The organism is Photobacterium atrarenae (assembly GCF_024380015.1).
In the GTDB taxonomy this organism is placed as follows: Bacteria; Pseudomonadota; Gammaproteobacteria; order Enterobacterales; family Vibrionaceae; genus Photobacterium; species Photobacterium atrarenae.
On the sequence record NZ_CP101508.1, the window covers coordinates 3,039,160 to 3,054,942 of the forward strand.

General features: G+C 58.0%; 13 protein-coding genes and 1 riboswitch. Of the genes, 8 read left to right on the forward strand and 5 right to left on the reverse strand.

The window, feature by feature from the left end:
• Positions 1–189: 189 nt before the first annotated feature.
• The 5 genes from NNL38_RS14065 to NNL38_RS14085 form a co-directional block, all read right to left on the reverse strand.
• Entirely contained in the window at positions 190–2,013 is a 1,824-nt protein-coding gene (locus NNL38_RS14065) for an AMP-dependent synthetase/ligase (RefSeq protein WP_255388639.1), read from the reverse strand.
• 309 nt (positions 2,014–2,322) lie between these two features.
• Entirely contained in the window at positions 2,323–3,279 is a 957-nt protein-coding gene (gene leuO, locus NNL38_RS14070; RefSeq protein WP_255388640.1) for a transcriptional regulator LeuO, read from the reverse strand.
• 338 nt (positions 3,280–3,617) lie between these two features.
• Positions 3,618–4,730: an MJ1255/VC2487 family glycosyltransferase gene (locus tag NNL38_RS14075; protein WP_255388641.1), complete on the reverse strand. Its 1,113-nt coding sequence runs from the start codon at positions 4,728–4,730 to the stop codon at positions 3,618–3,620.
• Positions 4,727–5,236, reverse strand: a complete 510-nt coding sequence (locus NNL38_RS14080; RefSeq protein WP_255388642.1) for a phosphatase PAP2 family protein — start codon at positions 5,234–5,236, stop codon at positions 4,727–4,729. Before NNL38_RS14080 ends, NNL38_RS14075 begins: the two co-directional genes overlap by 4 nt.
• Positions 5,237–5,359: 123 nt before the next feature.
• On the reverse strand, positions 5,360–6,043 hold the full coding sequence (locus tag NNL38_RS14085) for a TetR/AcrR family transcriptional regulator (protein WP_255388643.1): 684 nt from the start codon (positions 6,041–6,043) through the stop codon (positions 5,360–5,362).
• Positions 6,044–6,519: 476 nt separating this feature from the next.
• Between NNL38_RS14085 and leuA the strand changes: the two genes are divergently transcribed.
• The 8 genes from leuA to thiQ all read left to right on the forward strand — a co-directional run bounded on the left by leuA (position 6,520) and on the right by thiQ (position 15,753).
• On the forward strand, positions 6,520–8,070 hold the full coding sequence (gene leuA, locus NNL38_RS14090; protein ID WP_255388644.1) for a 2-isopropylmalate synthase: 1,551 nt from the start codon (positions 6,520–6,522) through the stop codon (positions 8,068–8,070).
• Positions 8,071–8,072: 2 nt separating this feature from the next.
• Entirely contained in the window at positions 8,073–9,161 is a 1,089-nt protein-coding gene (gene leuB, locus NNL38_RS14095; protein ID WP_255388645.1) for a 3-isopropylmalate dehydrogenase, read from the forward strand.
• A gap of 23 nt (positions 9,162–9,184) precedes the next feature.
• On the forward strand, positions 9,185–10,624 hold the full coding sequence (leuC, locus tag NNL38_RS14100) for a 3-isopropylmalate dehydratase large subunit (RefSeq protein ID WP_255388646.1): 1,440 nt from the start codon (positions 9,185–9,187) through the stop codon (positions 10,622–10,624).
• Positions 10,625–10,642: 18 nt separating this feature from the next.
• Positions 10,643–11,245 carry a 3-isopropylmalate dehydratase small subunit gene (gene leuD, locus NNL38_RS14105; protein WP_255388647.1) on the forward strand — a complete coding sequence of 201 codons (603 nt, stop codon included), beginning with the start codon at positions 10,643–10,645 and terminating at the stop codon, positions 11,243–11,245.
• A gap of 134 nt (positions 11,246–11,379) precedes the next feature.
• Entirely contained in the window at positions 11,380–12,162 is a 783-nt protein-coding gene (locus tag NNL38_RS14110; protein WP_255388648.1) for a DUF547 domain-containing protein, read from the forward strand.
• Between the two features lie 64 nt (positions 12,163–12,226).
• A riboswitch (TPP riboswitch) is annotated at positions 12,227–12,335 on the forward strand.
• Positions 12,336–12,474: 139 nt separating this feature from the next.
• On the forward strand, positions 12,475–13,428 hold the full coding sequence (thiB, locus tag NNL38_RS14115) for a thiamine ABC transporter substrate binding subunit (protein WP_255390658.1): 954 nt from the start codon (positions 12,475–12,477) through the stop codon (positions 13,426–13,428).
• A gap of 13 nt (positions 13,429–13,441) precedes the next feature.
• On the forward strand, positions 13,442–15,031 hold the full coding sequence (gene thiP, locus NNL38_RS14120; protein ID WP_255388649.1) for a thiamine/thiamine pyrophosphate ABC transporter permease ThiP: 1,590 nt from the start codon (positions 13,442–13,444) through the stop codon (positions 15,029–15,031).
• Positions 15,031–15,753, forward strand: a complete 723-nt coding sequence (thiQ, locus tag NNL38_RS14125; RefSeq protein ID WP_255390659.1) for a thiamine ABC transporter ATP-binding protein — start codon at positions 15,031–15,033, stop codon at positions 15,751–15,753. The genes thiP and thiQ overlap by 1 nt, the downstream gene beginning before the upstream one ends.
• Positions 15,754–15,783: the final 30 nt, after the last annotated feature.

Sequence of the window (15,783 nt, forward strand, 5' to 3'; positions counted from 1 at the left end):
CCTTCGGCAGGGATTCCATCGCACAAAGATCATACACTGGGAATACGGCAATATTGAGAGAATCACGCTATGGGAAATGCACAGGACGTGCTGAATCGGAAGTTGGCAGCGCGGGAGACTACGCCATCAGAGGCGCGCTCATACCACGCCGGCAGGTGCCCGGCGTGGTTAATTAAGACATGGGATCGGTTAATGCGGACGCGGCGAGCGCTTATGGCTCTCTTCGTACATTTCCTCAATTTGCTGATGGTAGCGATCCTGGATCACTTTCCGCCGCAACTTCTGGGTCGGGGTCAACTCGCCCTGATCCATCGAAAAGGCCTTCGGTAGCAGGGTAAATTTCTTCACCTGCTCAAAGCGAGCCAGATCTTTTTGCAACTCAACCACCCGCTTTTCAATCAGCTCAATGATCTGGGTGTGCTTGATCAGCTCCAGCCGGTCCTGATACTTAATATTGAGTTCGCGGGCGTGGGCTTCCAGGGTTTCGAAACACGGTACGATCAGCGCCGAGACAAACTTGCGGGTATCGGCGATCACCGCGATCTGCTCAATGAAGTGATCTTTACCAATCGCTCCTTCGATGACCTGCGGGGCGATATATTTCCCGCCCGAGGTCTTCATCAGCTCCTTGATCCGATCGGTAATGAACAGGTTACCATGCTCGTCGAAGTGACCGGCATCACCGGTTTTAAGGAAGCCATCTGCAGTAAAGTTTTTGGCCGTTTCTTCCGGCATATTGTAGTAGCCGCGCATCACCATCGGCCCGCGCACCAGGATCTCGTTATTCTCGCCGATCTTCACTTCCGCACCCGGCATCGGCATCCCGATCGAATCGGGGTTAAAGCACTGATCGTCCCAGCAGGACACCGTGGCCGTGGTTTCGGTCATCCCGTACCCCAGCTTGACGTTGATCCCGATAGCATGGAAGAAACGGCCAATACTTTCATCCAGCTTGGCGCCGCCACATGGCATAAACTTAATGTTCCCGCCCAGCAGATCCCGCAGCTTGCTCAGCACCAGCTTGTCGGCCAGGTTGTAACTCTTTTGCAGCAGCCAGGACGGCGGGCGACACTCCTGACGCGCCAGCGCCATCCGCGCGCCCATATTGACCGCCCAGGTAAACATTACCTTCCGGTGCAGCGGCGCCCGGGAGACCTTGTCGTGGACCGCAGAGTAAATTTTCTCATATACCCGCGGCACGGCAGCCATCACATTCGGCTTCACCGCCGGCAAGGCCGTTTTGAGCTGATTGGTATCCGACAGGTAGCAGTTGATGCCGCCCCGGTGCAGGACATAAAAGGTCCAGGCGCGCTCGAACACGTGCGAGAGCGGCAAAAAGCACAACGAGGTATCCCCTTCATCCAGGGCCAGCTTCTGATCATGGGACTCGATCTGCGAGGCTACGTTGGCATAATCGAGCATCACCCCTTTCGGCGTCCCTGTGGTGCCCGAGGTATAGATCAGGGTCAGCAGATCGTCCATCCGGATCTCGTCCAGACGCCGGGCCAGCACCGCCACATCCGCCTGCGGCGCATAAGTGTCGATAAAGTCGCGGTAATGGCACACCAGCGGGTGATCAGCCAGCACCACGCTCTCGTCCATCACCACGATGCGCTCGAGCTGCGGGCAGTCGTCGGCCAGTGCCAGCGCTGCATCATGCTGCGCCTGCTCGCCGACAAACAACACCCGGACATCGGCATCATTGAGGATGTAAGCCGCCTGCTGCGGGGTGTTGGTCGGGTAAATCGGCACCGTGACACAACGGTTATACAGGGTGGCGAAATCAGCGATGGTCCAGCGCGGCATGTTGTTGGAAAAGATCGCGACCTTGTCCTGAACCTTTAGTCCCTGACCGGCCAGCGCCAGTGCCAGTTGGTGGATCTGCGCCCCGAATTCGCGCCAGCTGATATCCAGCCATTGGCCGGCGGCCTGATGCCGCAAGGCAGCCCGATCGCCCAGCCGGGCAACCTGGGCACGAATTCGATTGACGATATGAAAATCAAGTTTAGCCATAACTACATTCTGCTACTTTGGCTTACACCTGTAAGCTCATGAGAGCTGCGCAGTCTACCGCCGGCAGCAGAAAAGGCAATCAATAACAGGATTCAGGGCACGGTTATGCTGGTCTGATCTCAGTCCAGCCCAGGAAGACAGTCAGAACCGTATAAAGATACACCGCCTTTGCAAAAGTCAGGCAATTAACCAGGGAGATAAAGCGGGGCATGAACCAGCACCGGTTCACGACAAGCGTATTGAGAGTGGCAGGCGATTGTGCTCAGAGAAGGGGCGCCGTCGGGCGCCCGAAAATTCAAAGCATGGAGATCAGGCGGTGGTATCCCCACACACGGTCAGGAGCTGATCGCGCATCCAGATATGGCCTTTGTCTTTTTCCGAGGATTCGTGCCAGCTCAAGTAGCCACTGATATAGGCGTGCTCAAACGGCAAGGGCAGAATATTCAGCTGCAAAGATTCCCGGGCCGACTCAGCCAGCCAGCGCGGCACCACGGCAATCAAATCAGACTGGCCGACCACATACATGATATTGCTCAGGCTGGCCCCCTGGTACGCTTCCTGGAAATGGCTCTGCTGGTGATAAATCCGATCGGCAAACAACTTCACGCCCGGTACCGCAGCAAGCACCGCATGTTTTTCAGCGGCAAAGTCAGCGGCACTGATCGCATCGCCCAGGCGGGGGTGATTACCGGCGGCAATCACCACCAGCTCATCGCTGAACAGCTCAGTGCTGCGAAAACCCGACTCATCAAAGCGGACATAATCGATCACGAAATCAATTTCCTGGTAACGCATTTTCTGCGGCAGCTCAGCATCGAACTCGGCTTCCAGGTGAATCCGCAGGTTGGGTGCCTGTTCGGCAATCTGGTTAAGGATCCGCGGTGCAAAGCGGATATCGGACGGACTGCACACTGCCAGCTTGAACGTACGGCTGGAAGTTTCCGGGGAAAAAATAGACGACGGCAGCTCATTGCGAACCAGCTGCAGCGCCTGGCGGATCGGGCCGAAAATCTGCTTGGCCCGAAGCGTTGGTTGGATCCCGCGGCCATGGCGGATGAACAGTTCATCGTTAAACATCACCTTCAGCCGGGCGACAGCATTACTCACCGCAGGCTGGGACATACCCAGATTTTGCGCCGCCCGGGTGATGTTCTGCTCTTGCATCACCGCATCAAATACTGTCAGCAAATTCAGATCCACGCCACGCAGCGTCGACTCTGCGCCAAATCTATCCGTCGGATGAATGGATGAACTTCTTCGCGTCATTGTTCGCCTCTATTTAAATACCTGCCGGGGAAAGATCCGATACACCCCGGATTCAAGATGAAGAGCGACTCCTTCGCCCTTAAGCACCAGACTGATGCTCGGAGTGAGACAAGTATTATTCAAATAGATTGACGAAACCAATAGGCGAGCGCCGGCAAATGTAAGGAAAAACGAAGCAGATAAGAAAACCTGGAGGTAAATCAATAAAAAACAAATAGATAGAGACAACCTAAAACTATCTAAATCTTTCTTAAACAGGTTGAATGATGTTCAGAACAGGGCTCTCCCCCCTGAAAAACGGCCCCCGCCGTCTGCTGAAGCTGTCGTTCAGAATAGTATTAATAATTGTCGCTGATTGAAAAAAGTCGGCTTTGCTCCGGAACCGAAGGATGAAATTCGGCCATCGCTTCACGCACCATGTCCGGAAATTCCACCTGCTGCCACAGCTGTTGCCATAATTCATCAGACTGATGCCACTCCCCGGCCAGGACCCAGCGGGCAATCGCCAGCGCGACATCCGGAAACACCACCGCCCCGGCCGCATCGCTGTCGAGCCACTGGCGCACGGCAGACGGATCCAGATAGGCCATCGACCGCGCCAGGCCCATTTGTTCCAGCGTCGCCACATTGCTCTGCTGCTCATACTGACCGTGCAGCGGCTTGAGCAGCAACTTTTTCCCCTGCCCAATCGCTTCTGAAGGCAGCTCAAAGCCGCCGTTGGCAATCACCCCGTCACAGCAATGCAGGCGATGATGAAAGCTGTCGCGGTTGAGCGCGCGGATGCTGATATTTTCCAGTTCCTGATCTTCTTTCACCGCCGGATGGTAACAGTAGAAATGGATTTGGGAAAAACGAGTCAGCAGCGCCAGCACCTTGCCCAACTCTTCAAACGGCAGGTAAACCAGAATACTGCCGTCGCTGTCGGCCCTGAGCCCCTGCCTCGGCGGGACGATCGGCGGCAGGATCAGATGGCCGAAGTGATGCCAGTGCAGCCCCAGTTGCTGGGAAGTGGGAGCAAAGTAGCGGGTGATCAGCCGATCCAACCCGGTTTCATCTTTCTTCGGCACCGGGTAAAGAAAGGCACTCTGATGACTGATCCCGATACTGTGCACCTTCTGCCGCCGGGCAGCCCAGGCCGACACCGGCTCGAAGTCGTTGAGCACCACATCATAATCACTGAGATCCAGCTGACGCACATCGCGTACAAACTCCCCCGGCCGGTTATGGGTCAGGGTTTTCCATTGGTTCAGCTGACCGTTTTCCGTTACAAAAGTCAGGCCGCGGCGGGTCTGGAAATCTCCGAAGCAGGCCATATCGAAATATTGCTCTGCGGGGCGACCGGAAAACAGGTAATCCACATCAACGCCAAGCTGGCGACATGCCCGGGCCATCTCCCGCGCCCGTGAAATATGACCGTTCCCGGTCCCCTGAATGCCGTAAAGTATTTTCATAACGCCCCCAACACGAGCTCAAAGCAGACCAGGCCAAGCGCGGCGCCGGCAACAATATCAGTAATAAAGTGAACCCCGAGCAGCACCCGGGACAACCCGACCATCACCGCCCAGGGCCAGACGATCCAGGCAGCCATGGGATAAAAAGTGGTGATGAGTGAAGCCATGATGAAGGCGGCCGCGGTATGGCCGGAAGGCAAGCTGTACTTGTCAGAAGGTTGGATAAAACTGGGCAGCTCGCGGGGGCGTTCCCGTTTGAACATGTTTTTCAGCACCAGGTAGACCGGCAGTTCCAACAGGAAGGCCAGCAACCCGAGCGTCAGCACCTGGACGCCCTGCTGCTTGTCGAACAGCCAGGCCACCAGGCCGAAGGCCACATACAGAGGGCCATCTCCGGAGCGTGACACCGCGCGACTAAAGGTCGCAACCTGACGATTAAACCGGTGGCACAGACAAAGACTTGAAAACGCGGTATCAAAACGCTGTATCGGTGCAAGAACGGTCATGATGAAACCCTTCGCTGACTCAATTATCCCCAGCCTAAAAAAGGGATATGACAAAGCCGTGACGTTTTCAAGGAGCCTCAATGACAAATCCCATCGCCAAGGACCAGAGCCCCGCAGGCCCGCTCAAGCCGATGTCTTCAAGGTTGGTTCTGAGCCCGGCATGGGCTCCGGCCGCGCATCCGGTTGCACCATCATGCCACCCGTCAGCACCGCGACATTATGATCGGCCAGGGCATTGAGCCAGTCCTCATCTAACGTGATCCCATGAAGCCCCAGCAAAGACGGCGGCGCGAGAAACGGGAACACCATCATGCTGATGATCGTCATCTTGGCCATTTCCGGCTCAATCTCCGTGCGCAGCATACCGCGCTCACGCATCTGCTCCAGCATCAGTGACTGGGCGAGCGGGACAATGTCGCGAAAGACCCCCTCGATCGCCTCGCGCTGCACATCCCCGGGCGCCATCATCATCGCGCGGACGATCAGTTTCGGCAGATCCGGATTCGGGCTCATGATCCGATAATAAGTCCGCATCACATCTCCGATACTCTTGACGCCACCCACCGTCACCGCTTTTTGCATCTCCGCCTGGATCGGGGCGATCGACTCCCGCAGCATGGTTTCAAACAAGCCCCCCTTGTTGCCGAAGTAATAGCGGATCAGGGCCACATTCACCTCCGCCCGGCTGGCGACCATCCGGGTCGAAACCTTGGCGTAAGGCAGGGCGACAAACAGTTGCCGGGCGGCGACAATCAGCCGTCCCCTGGCATCAGAGCCTCCCACCGGCCGTCCTGCTTTTCCCGTCATCTGTATGCTCCAATAAATTAATCACTTGATGAATAACATACGCGAACTGGCCCCGGGCGTCGCCCCCCTTTAATTCAACAGCAGCGCCGCAGTGATGAATTTTCCCGAAACGAGCAATGAACGGCTATCCGGCAGCGGAAGGCCGCATCCGCCGCACAGCAAGGTCAGATTAAATGGCCTATTTATCAATGCATTAACCGCACCCACTAAATAATTATTCAATTTATAGTTGACGGTGAACCTGTCTATTTGGTATTCATTTGTTAACCAACTTTGTGGATATTATTGAAAACATGCAAACACGTTTTTCCCTACTCATTAGCCTCCTCCTTATCGTGAACAATCGCGCGGGTAGCTGATGGGTGGAAAACACCACGAAGAATTCAAGAAACCCGCGCAATAGCGCGGGTTTTTTATATCAAGAGCCGGCGCAGCGGATGCAAACACAACAGGCAGGCAACAAAAAGGAAGCAGCCATGAATGATCAGGTCATTATTTTCGACACCACCTTACGTGACGGCGAGCAGGCGCTGTCCGCCAGCTTAACGGTCAGAGAGAAATTGCAAATCGCCTATGCGCTGGAGCGGTTGGGCGTCGATGTGATTGAGGCCGGTTTCCCCGTTTCCTCACCGGGCGACTTTGAATCGGTCCAGACCATCGCCCGGCACATCAAAAACAGCCGGGTCTGCGCCTTGTCCCGCGCGGTGGCCAAAGATATTGATGTTGCAGCCGAATCCCTGAAAGTCGCCGAAGCCTTCCGTATCCACACCTTCATTTCTACCTCAACCATCCACGTTCAGGACAAACTGCGCCGCAGCTATGACGACGTCATCGAGATGGGTGTCGCTGCGGTCAAACGTGCCCGCCAGTACACCGATGATGTCGAGTTCTCCTGTGAAGATGCCGGGCGTACCCCGATTGACAACCTGTGCCGGATGGTCGAAGCGGCGATCAACGCCGGGGCGACCACGGTCAACATCCCGGACACCGTCGGCTACACCCTGCCGAGCGAGTTTGGCGGCATCATCACCCAGCTGTTCAACCGGGTGCCGAATATTGATAAAGCCGTGATTTCCGTCCACTGCCACGACGATTTGGGGATGTCGGTCGCCAACTCCATGGCTGCGGTTCAGGCCGGTGCCCGCCAGGTCGAGGGCACCATCAACGGCATCGGAGAGCGGGCCGGGAACTGCGCCCTGGAAGAGATCGCGATGATCATCAAAACCCGCGCCGAGCTGCTGGGGGTGGAGACCGGCCTCAAGTATGACGAGATCTCCCGCACCAGCAAGCTGGTCAGTCAGCTGTGCAACATGCCGATCCAGGCCAACAAGGCGATTGTCGGTGCCAATGCCTTCAGCCACTCCTCAGGCATTCACCAGGACGGCATGCTGAAGAATAAGAATACTTACGAAATCATGACCCCGGAGTCCATCGGCCTGAAGAATCAGGCGCTGAACCTGACTTCGCGCTCCGGCCGTGCCGCGGTGAAGAGTCACATGGACACCATGGGCTACAACGAGAGCGAGTACGACTTAGATACCCTGTACGCCGACTTCCTGAAGCTGGCTGATCGCAAGGGCCAGGTCTTCGACTACGACTTAGAAGCGTTGATGTATTTCGCCAACCTGCGTGAGGAAGACGATTACTACAAGCTGAACTATCTGAGCGTGCAGTCCGGCAGCGTGATGGCCACCACCAGCATCAAGCTGCAATGTGGTGAAGAAGAGAAATGCGAAGCGGCGGTCGGCAACGGCCCGGTCGACGCCCTCTACCAGTGCATCTACCGCCTGACCGGCTATGAAATCGTGCTGGATAAGTTCGACCTGACCGCCAAGGGCGAAGGCGAAGACGGACTGGGCCAGGCCGATATCATCGCCAACTACAAAGGCCGCAAATACCACGGCACCGGCCTGGCGACCGACATTGTCGAAGCCTCCGGCCAGGCGCTGCTGCACGTGATCAACAGTATTCACCGTGCCGATCAAATTGAACAAATTAAACAAAAATCCCATATGGAGACCGTATAACCATGGCAGGTACTTATCAAATCGCCGTTTTACCCGGTGACGGCATTGGCCCGGAAGTGATGCAGCAAGCCCACAAGGTGCTGGACGCCGTCCAGGACAAGTTTGGCTTCACCTTAAACTGCACCGAATATGATGTCGGCGGCATTGCCATCGACAACCACGGCAGCCCGCTGCCGGAAGCAACCTTAAAAGGCTGTGAAGCTGCCGATGCCGTGCTGTTCGGCTCGGTCGGCGGTCCGAAATGGGAGCACCTGCCGCCCAATGATCAGCCCGAGCGCGGTGCCCTGCTGCCGCTGCGCAAGCACTTCCAGCTGTTCTGTAATCTGCGTCCGGCACAGATCCATGCCGGCCTGGAGCGCTTCTCGCCGTTGCGTGCCGATATTTCCGAGCGCGGTTTTGACATCGTGGTGGTCCGTGAGCTGACCGGCGGGATCTACTTCGGCCAGCCGAAAGGCCGCGAGGGCGAAGGCGCACAAGAAAAGGCATTTGATACCGAAATTTATCACCGTTATGAAATTGAGCGGATCGCCCGCATCGCGTTTGAATCGGCGATGCTGCGCGACAAGAAAGTCTGCTCGATTGACAAAGCCAACGTGCTGCAAAGCTCAATCCTGTGGCGCGAAGTAGTGGAAGAAGTCGCCCGGGATTACCCGGACGTCAGCCTGAGCCACATGTACATCGACAACGCCACCATGCAGCTGATCAAAGATCCGTCCCAGTTTGACGTCATGCTGTGCTCCAACATCTTCGGCGACATCATCTCAGATGAGTGCGCGATGATCACCGGATCGATGGGGATGCTGCCTTCGGCCAGCCTGAACCAGGACAAGTTCGGCATGTACGAACCTGCCGGCGGCTCCGCCCCGGACATTGCCGGGAAGAATATTGCCAACCCGGTCGCGCAAATTCTGTCCGCCGCGCTGATGCTACGCTACAGCCTGGGTGAAGAGCCCGCGGCCCGCGCCATTGAGCAAGCCGTCTCGCAGGCGCTGGAAGCCGGTGAGCTGACCGCCGATCTGGCCGGTACCCGCCCGGCACTGTCCACCAGCGAGATGGGCGACAAGATCGCCGCCTACATCCGCCAAGCATAATCAGAACGAGGAGCACCCGAGCAATGTCAAACACAGAAGCAAAAGCGCCGAAAACGCTTTACGAAAAAGTCTACGATGCCCACGTTGCCGTCGCGGCGGAAGGCGAAACCCCGATCCTGTACATCGACCGTCACCTGGTCCATGAAGTGACTTCGCCGCAGGCCTTTGACGGCCTGCGGGAGAAAGGCCGCAAGGTGCGCCAGGTCGGCAAAACTTTTGCCACCATGGATCACAACGTTTCGACCCAGACCAAAGATATTAAAGCCTCGGGCGAGATGGCCCGGATCCAGATGGAAACCCTAGCCAAGAACTGTGAAGAATTCGGCGTCACCCTGTACGACTTGAACCACAAGTACCAGGGCATCGTCCACGTCATGGGCCCTGAGCTGGGCATCACCCTGCCGGGGATGACCATTGTCTGCGGCGACTCCCACACCGCCACCCACGGCGCGTTCGGCTCGCTGGCATTTGGTATCGGCACCTCCGAAGTTGAGCACGTGCTGGCAACCCAGACCCTGAAGCAAGCCCGCGCCAAGACGATGAAGATCGAGGTCAAAGGCAAGGTCGCACCGGGCATCACCGCCAAAGATATCGTGCTGGCAATCATCGGCAAAACCACTGCCGCCGGCGGCACCGGCTATGTGGTTGAGTTCTGCGGCGAGGCCATTACTGACCTGTCAATGGAAGGCAGGATGACGGTCTGTAACATGGCCATCGAGCTGGGCGCCAAGGCCGGGCTGATCGCCCCGGACCAAACCACCTTTGATTATGTCCAGGGCCGCAAGTTTGCCCCGACCGGGGCCGACTGGGATGCTGCCGTGGCCTACTGGCAAACCCTGAAAACAGACGCAGGGGCCGAATACGATGCCGTGGTGACTCTGGATGCCAAAGACATCAAGCCGCAGGTGACCTGGGGCACGAATCCAGGCCAGGTCATTGCTGTCGATGAGCCGATCCCGGCCCCGAGTGATTTCAGCGATCCGGTCGAGCAGGCCTCTGCGGCCAAAGCCCTGGCCTATATGGGTCTGGAAGCGGGCAAAAAGCTATCTGATTTTGCCATCGACAAAGTCTTTATCGGCTCATGCACCAACTCGCGCATCGAAGACATGCGCGCCGCTGCAGCCGTGGCCAAAGGCCGCAAGGTCGCGCCGAATGTGCAAGCACTGGTAGTGCCAGGCTCTGAGCAGGTCAAAGCACAAGCCGAACAAGAAGGACTGGACAAGATCTTCATTGATGCCGGATTTGAATGGCGCCTGCCGGGCTGCTCCATGTGTCTGGCAATGAACAACGACCGCCTGGGCCCGGGCGAACGCTGCGCCTCGACCAGTAACCGTAATTTCGAAGGCCGCCAGGGCCGCGACGGCCGCACCCACCTGGTCAGCCCGGCGATGGCCGCGGCTGCTGCATGTGCCGGCCACTTTGTCGATATCCGCGCGCTGGAACCAGAAGCCGCGACCGCATAATTCAGAAGGAACGAAACAATGACAGGATTTAAACAACACACCGGCCTGGTAGTTCCTTTGGATGCTGCCAACGTGGATACCGATGCCATTATCCCGAAACAGTTTTTGCAGAAAGTCACCCGCACCGGCTTTGGCAAGCACCTGTTTCACGACTGGCGCTTTTTAGATGATGCCGGCAAGCAGCCGAACCCGGATTTCGTGATGAACGCGCCACGCTACCAGGGTGCCAGTATCCTGCTGGCGCGGGAGAACTTCGGGTGCGGCTCATCCCGCGAGCACGCCCCGTGGGCACTGGCCGATTACGGTATTCAGGTGATGATCGCGCCGAGTTTTGCCGACATTTTCTACGGCAACTCAATCAACAACCAGATGGTACCGGTGCGCCTGAGCGACGCCGAAGTCGATGAGCTGTTCACATTCGTCACCGCCAACGAAGGGGCTGAAATCACCGTGGATCTGGAAGCCATGACGGTTTCAGCCAACGGTAAGCAGTACCACTTTGAAATCGATGAGTTCCGCCGCCACTGCCTGCTGAACGGGCTGGATAACATCGGCCTGACCCTGCAGCATGAGGACAAAATCGCCGAGTATGAACGCAATATTCCGGCATTTCTGGCCTGATTGCGGATATCATCCGCCCCGGCCACCGTGCCGGGGCTTTTTCAATGCTGGCAACATCTGTCCCAAAAAACTGAAAGAAAACAGCGGCCCGCAGGTCTTTTCCTTTGAACCGCTTAGAATCTGAAGGACACCCCATGCGCTCCCTGTTTGCTCTGATCCTGCTCTGCTTATCACCCGCTATTTTCGCCGCGCCCAAAGCCGACCTCTGGCCGGACTGGCAGCCGCATAACGCCGCTAGCACGGTGCAGGTTGACCACAGCCGCTGGCAACAGCTGCTGGATAAATATCTTGTCACCCAACCAACCCAGACCCTGTTTCGCTACCGTCAGGTCAGCGACAGCGATCGCTACGAGCTGGGTCGCTATGTGCGCGATCTGAGCCAAAGCGATCCACGTCAGCTCAACCGCCGCGAGCAGTTTGCCTACTGGGTCAACCTCTACAATGCCCTCACCGTCAAACTGATCCTCGACAACTACCCCGTGAGCTCGATCACTAAGCTCGGCGGCCTGTTCAGCTTCGGTCCCTGGGATGAAGAGGTTATTACCATCAACGGCAAAGCCCTGACCCTCAATGACATTGAGCACCGGATCCTGCGCCCGATCTGGCAGGACCCGCGCATCCACTACGTGGTGAACTGCGCCAGCCTCGGCTGCCCGGATCTCCAGCCGCAGGCCTTTACTGCCGCCAATGCCGAAGCCCTGCTCGAGCAAAGCGCCAAACGCTTTATCAACAGTGACAAAGGCGTGGCGGTGCGCGGCAACCGGGTACGTCTGTCATCGATCTATGACTGGTACGGCAGCGATTTCGGCACCCGTGCCCAACTGCAACGCCACCTCAACCGCTACCGGGATGGGAAACCGGTGACGCTCAACAGTGTCAGTTACGACTATAACTGGGCCCTGAACGAAGCCCGCTAACGTGCTTGTAGGCCGGACGATTGCGAGAAGCTGGCAACCCACCGCCGGGCAGATTACAATACCGGCTGTTCTCATGGGGTGTCTGAGCCCGGCTCAGACTGAGACTGCCTACGCAGAACCCATTGAACCTGAACCAGATCATGCTGGCGTAGGAATTGAGATGATTTGAAGTGCCTTTGCTTTTCCAAGTCGCAGCACGATGCCGCGAGCCCTTCTCAACCCTAAGCCGCTCAAACGATTTTCTTCTCTTGCAGGATGCAAGCGTATCAGGAGCGCACCGTGAAAAAACATCTGTCTATTTTGACCCTGGCGATGGCCGCCGGCTCTGCCTGGGCCGCCGACGAGACTCTGACTGTCTACACCTACAGCTCATTTGCCTCAGACTGGGGACCGGGCCCGGCGATTGAAAAAGCCTTTGAAGCCCAATGTGACTGTAACCTGGAATTTGTCGCCCTTGACGATGGCGTTTCCATCCTCAACCGCCTGCGCCTGGAGGGCAAAACCACCCAGGCCGATGTCGTGCTGGGGCTGGACAACAACCTGATCAGCGAAGCAAAAAATACCGGCCTGCTGGCCGAGCACCAGCTCGATACCAGCAAGCTGGATGTGCCGAACGGCTGGCAGGACACCACGTTTGTCCCGTTTGATTACGGCTACTTTGCCTTTATCTACGACAGCAGCAAGCTGAGCAACCCGCCGAAAAGCCTGGATGAGCTGGTTCAGCGCGATGATCTGAGCATCATCTACCAGGATCCGCGCACCTCGACCCCGGGCCAGGGCCTGATGCTGTGGATGAAATCCGTCTACGGCGACCAAGCCAGCGACGCCTGGCAGCAGCTGGCGAAGAAGACCGTGACCGTCACCAAAGGCTGGTCGGAAGCCTACAGCATGTTCCTTAAAGGCGAATCCGATCTGGTGCTCTCCTACACCACCTCTCCGGCGTATCACCTGATTGCCGAGAACGAAGGCAAGTATAAAGCGGCGAATTTCAGCGAAGGCCACTATATGCAGGTGGAAGTGGCCGCCAAGCTGAAGGGCAGCAATAACCAGAAACTGGCCGATCAGTTCATGGCCTTTATCCTGACGCCACAGTTCCAGGGGGAGATCCCGACCGGCAACTGGATGTATCCGGTGGTCAAGCAGGAGCTGCCGCAAGGGTTTGAGCAACTGACCCTGCCGGCCAAATCGCTGGAATTTACCGCAGAGGATGTTGCGGCGAACCGACGTGGATGGATCCGTGAATGGCAACATGCACTGACCCGTTAAAAGCGAGACGCTGTTGAATACCCGCGTAACCCAAGTATTGCCCGGCCTGATCTCGGCCGGGTTGATTGTAGCCCTGGTGGTCAGTGCCCTGAGCGCCCTGATTGGCCAGGCCCATTCCCTGAGCCCGTGGCTGATCTGGCAGGATCCCTACCTGCGCCATGTCACCGGCTTTAGTTTCTACCAGGCATTCCTGTCGACATTGCTCAGCATTGTCCCGGCGATCCCGGTCGCCTATGCCTTTTCCCGCCGCCGTTTCCCCGGCCGCAGCCTGCTGCTGCGCCTGTTCGCCATGACCCTGGTGCTGCCGGTACTGGTCGCGGTATTCGGCCTGCTGGCGATATACGGCAAAAGTGGGCTGCTGGCCCAGTGGCTGGAGCACAGGGGCGGATCGATGCCATTCTCCGTCTATGGACTTCACGGCATTTTGCTGGCCCATGTGTTTCTCAATTTCCCGCTGGCCACCCGGCTGCTGCACCAGAGCCTGGACAGTATTCCCTACGAACAGCATCAGCTGGCCGCCCATTTGGGGATGCGCGGCTGGAGCAAGTTTCGCTTAATCGCCTGGCCGCGGTTGCGCCAGCAACTGCCGCAGGTCATCGGCCTGGTGTTCATGCTCTGCTTTACCAGTTTTGCCGTGGTGATGTCGCTCGGCGGCGGGCCCAAAGCGACCACCATAGAGCTGGCGATCTATCAGGCGCTGCGCTACGACTTTGACTTGGCCGGCGGGGCCATGCTGGCCCTGTGGCAAATGCTGATCTGCTGCAGCCTGGTGTTATTCAGCCAACGCTTTGCCAAACCACTCGCCACCCTGAGCGGCGCGACTGCCCGTCCGCTGCCGCCACAACACGACAGCTGGCAGGGCAAAGTCTGGGACGGTGTGTGGATTGCCTTCACTTTGCTACTCGTGCTGCCGCCGCTGCTGGCGGTGGTCGGTGCCGGGCTGAACCCGCAACTGCCGGCGCTGCTGAGCGATCCTGCGCTGTGGCAGGCGGTCGGGACCTCGCTGAAAATCGCCTCGCTGGCCTGCCTGCTGGCACTGCTGGGCGGCGTGACGATTCTGCTGGCCAGCCGTCAGTGGCGGTTGCGCCACCATGGCCTGTCGGCCGACGGCATCGAGCTCATCGGCACCATGATTCTGGTGACGCCGGGGTTGGTGTTGAGTACCGGGATCTTCCTCCTGCTGCGCCAGTTTACCGACGTCTTTGCCGCGGCATTCTGGGTGGTGGTCAGCGTCAATGCCCTGATGGCCTTGCCCTATGTGATCAAAACCCTGAGCCAGCCGATGCTGCACATCGCCCAGCAGTACAACCCGCTGTGTCACAGCCTCGGCATGCGGGGTGGGGCCCGGCTGCGACTGGTCGAATGGCCGGCCCTGCGCAAGCCGATCGCCCAGGCGCTGGCGATGGGCTTTGTCCTGTCGCTGGGCGATCTGGGCGCGATTGCCCTGTTCGGCAGCCAGGGCTTCCAGACCCTGCCGCTGTATCTGTATCAGCTGCTCGGCAGCTACCAGATGGACGCCGCTGCCGTTGCCGCCTTGGTCTTGCTGCTACTGAGCCTGGGCCTGTTTACCCTGGTGGAAAAATTGCTCATTCGGAATCCATGATGTTAACCCTGAACCAACTGACCCACAGTTACGTCCAACCGGGCCGCCAGCGTGAGCGCACCCGCTTTTGCTTTGATCTCAACGTCGAGGCCGGCGAAATCGTCGCCCTGCTCGGGCCCAGCGGTGCCGGCAAGAGTACCCTGCTGGCGATGGTGGCCGGCTTCCTGGCCCCCGACAGCGGTGAGCTGATCATCAACAGCCAGCACATCGAGCGCCAGCTGCCGTCCGAGCGTCCGCTTTCATTGCTGTTTCAGGACCATAACCTGTTTCCGCACCTAAGCGTGTTCGACAACCTCGGTCTGGGGCTGCACCCCGGCCTGAAGCTGACCCGTGAGGATAAAGAGAAAATTGTAGTGGCCGCAGCGCGAGTCGGGATCCAGCCCTATCTCGACCGTTTGCCGGAGCAGCTCTCCGGCGGCCAGAAACAACGGGTCGCCCTGGCGCGCTGCCTGCTGCGCAACCGGCCGCTGCTGCTGCTCGACGAGCCGTTTTCTGCCCTGGATCCGGCGCTGCGCAACGGAATGCTGGCACTGGTGAAAAGCCTGGCCCGGGAGCACCACACCACGGTACTGCTGATCACCCACAGTCCGGAAGAAGCGCTGAAAATTGCCGATCAGTGCGCCTTTATCAACCAGGGCCAGATCCAGGTGGTCGGCCCGACCCGCGAGGTACTGGAAAACCCTCAGCATGATGCGCTCAAGCGCTACCTCGGGCGAGTTTAAGCAGCCCCTGAAAATCACAAGGAGCAAGGG

Excerpts from the sequence above, each read along its gene's own strand:
- NNL38_RS14075 (WP_255388641.1), bottom strand. The coding sequence starts at position 4,730 with ATGAAAATACTTTACGGCATTCAGGGGACCGGGAACGGTCATATTTCA.
- leuA (WP_255388644.1), top strand. The coding sequence starts at position 6,520 with ATGAATGATCAGGTCATTATTTTCGACACCACCTTACGTGACGGCGAG.
- leuB (WP_255388645.1), top strand. The coding sequence starts at position 8,073 with ATGGCAGGTACTTATCAAATCGCCGTTTTACCCGGTGACGGCATTGGC.
- leuO (WP_255388640.1), bottom strand. The coding sequence starts at position 3,279 with ATGACGCGAAGAAGTTCATCCATTCATCCGACGGATAGATTTGGCGCA.
- leuD (WP_255388647.1), top strand. The coding sequence starts at position 10,643 with ATGACAGGATTTAAACAACACACCGGCCTGGTAGTTCCTTTGGATGCT.
- NNL38_RS14065 (WP_255388639.1), bottom strand. The coding sequence starts at position 2,013 with ATGGCTAAACTTGATTTTCATATCGTCAATCGAATTCGTGCCCAGGTT.
- thiB (WP_255390658.1), top strand. The coding sequence starts at position 12,475 with ATGGCCGCCGGCTCTGCCTGGGCCGCCGACGAGACTCTGACTGTCTAC.
- NNL38_RS14110 (WP_255388648.1), top strand. The coding sequence starts at position 11,380 with ATGCGCTCCCTGTTTGCTCTGATCCTGCTCTGCTTATCACCCGCTATT.
- leuC (WP_255388646.1), top strand. The coding sequence starts at position 9,185 with ATGTCAAACACAGAAGCAAAAGCGCCGAAAACGCTTTACGAAAAAGTC.
- NNL38_RS14080 (WP_255388642.1), bottom strand. The coding sequence starts at position 5,236 with ATGACCGTTCTTGCACCGATACAGCGTTTTGATACCGCGTTTTCAAGT.
- NNL38_RS14085 (WP_255388643.1), bottom strand. The coding sequence starts at position 6,043 with ATGACGGGAAAAGCAGGACGGCCGGTGGGAGGCTCTGATGCCAGGGGA.
- thiQ (WP_255390659.1), top strand. The coding sequence starts at position 15,031 with ATGTTAACCCTGAACCAACTGACCCACAGTTACGTCCAACCGGGCCGC.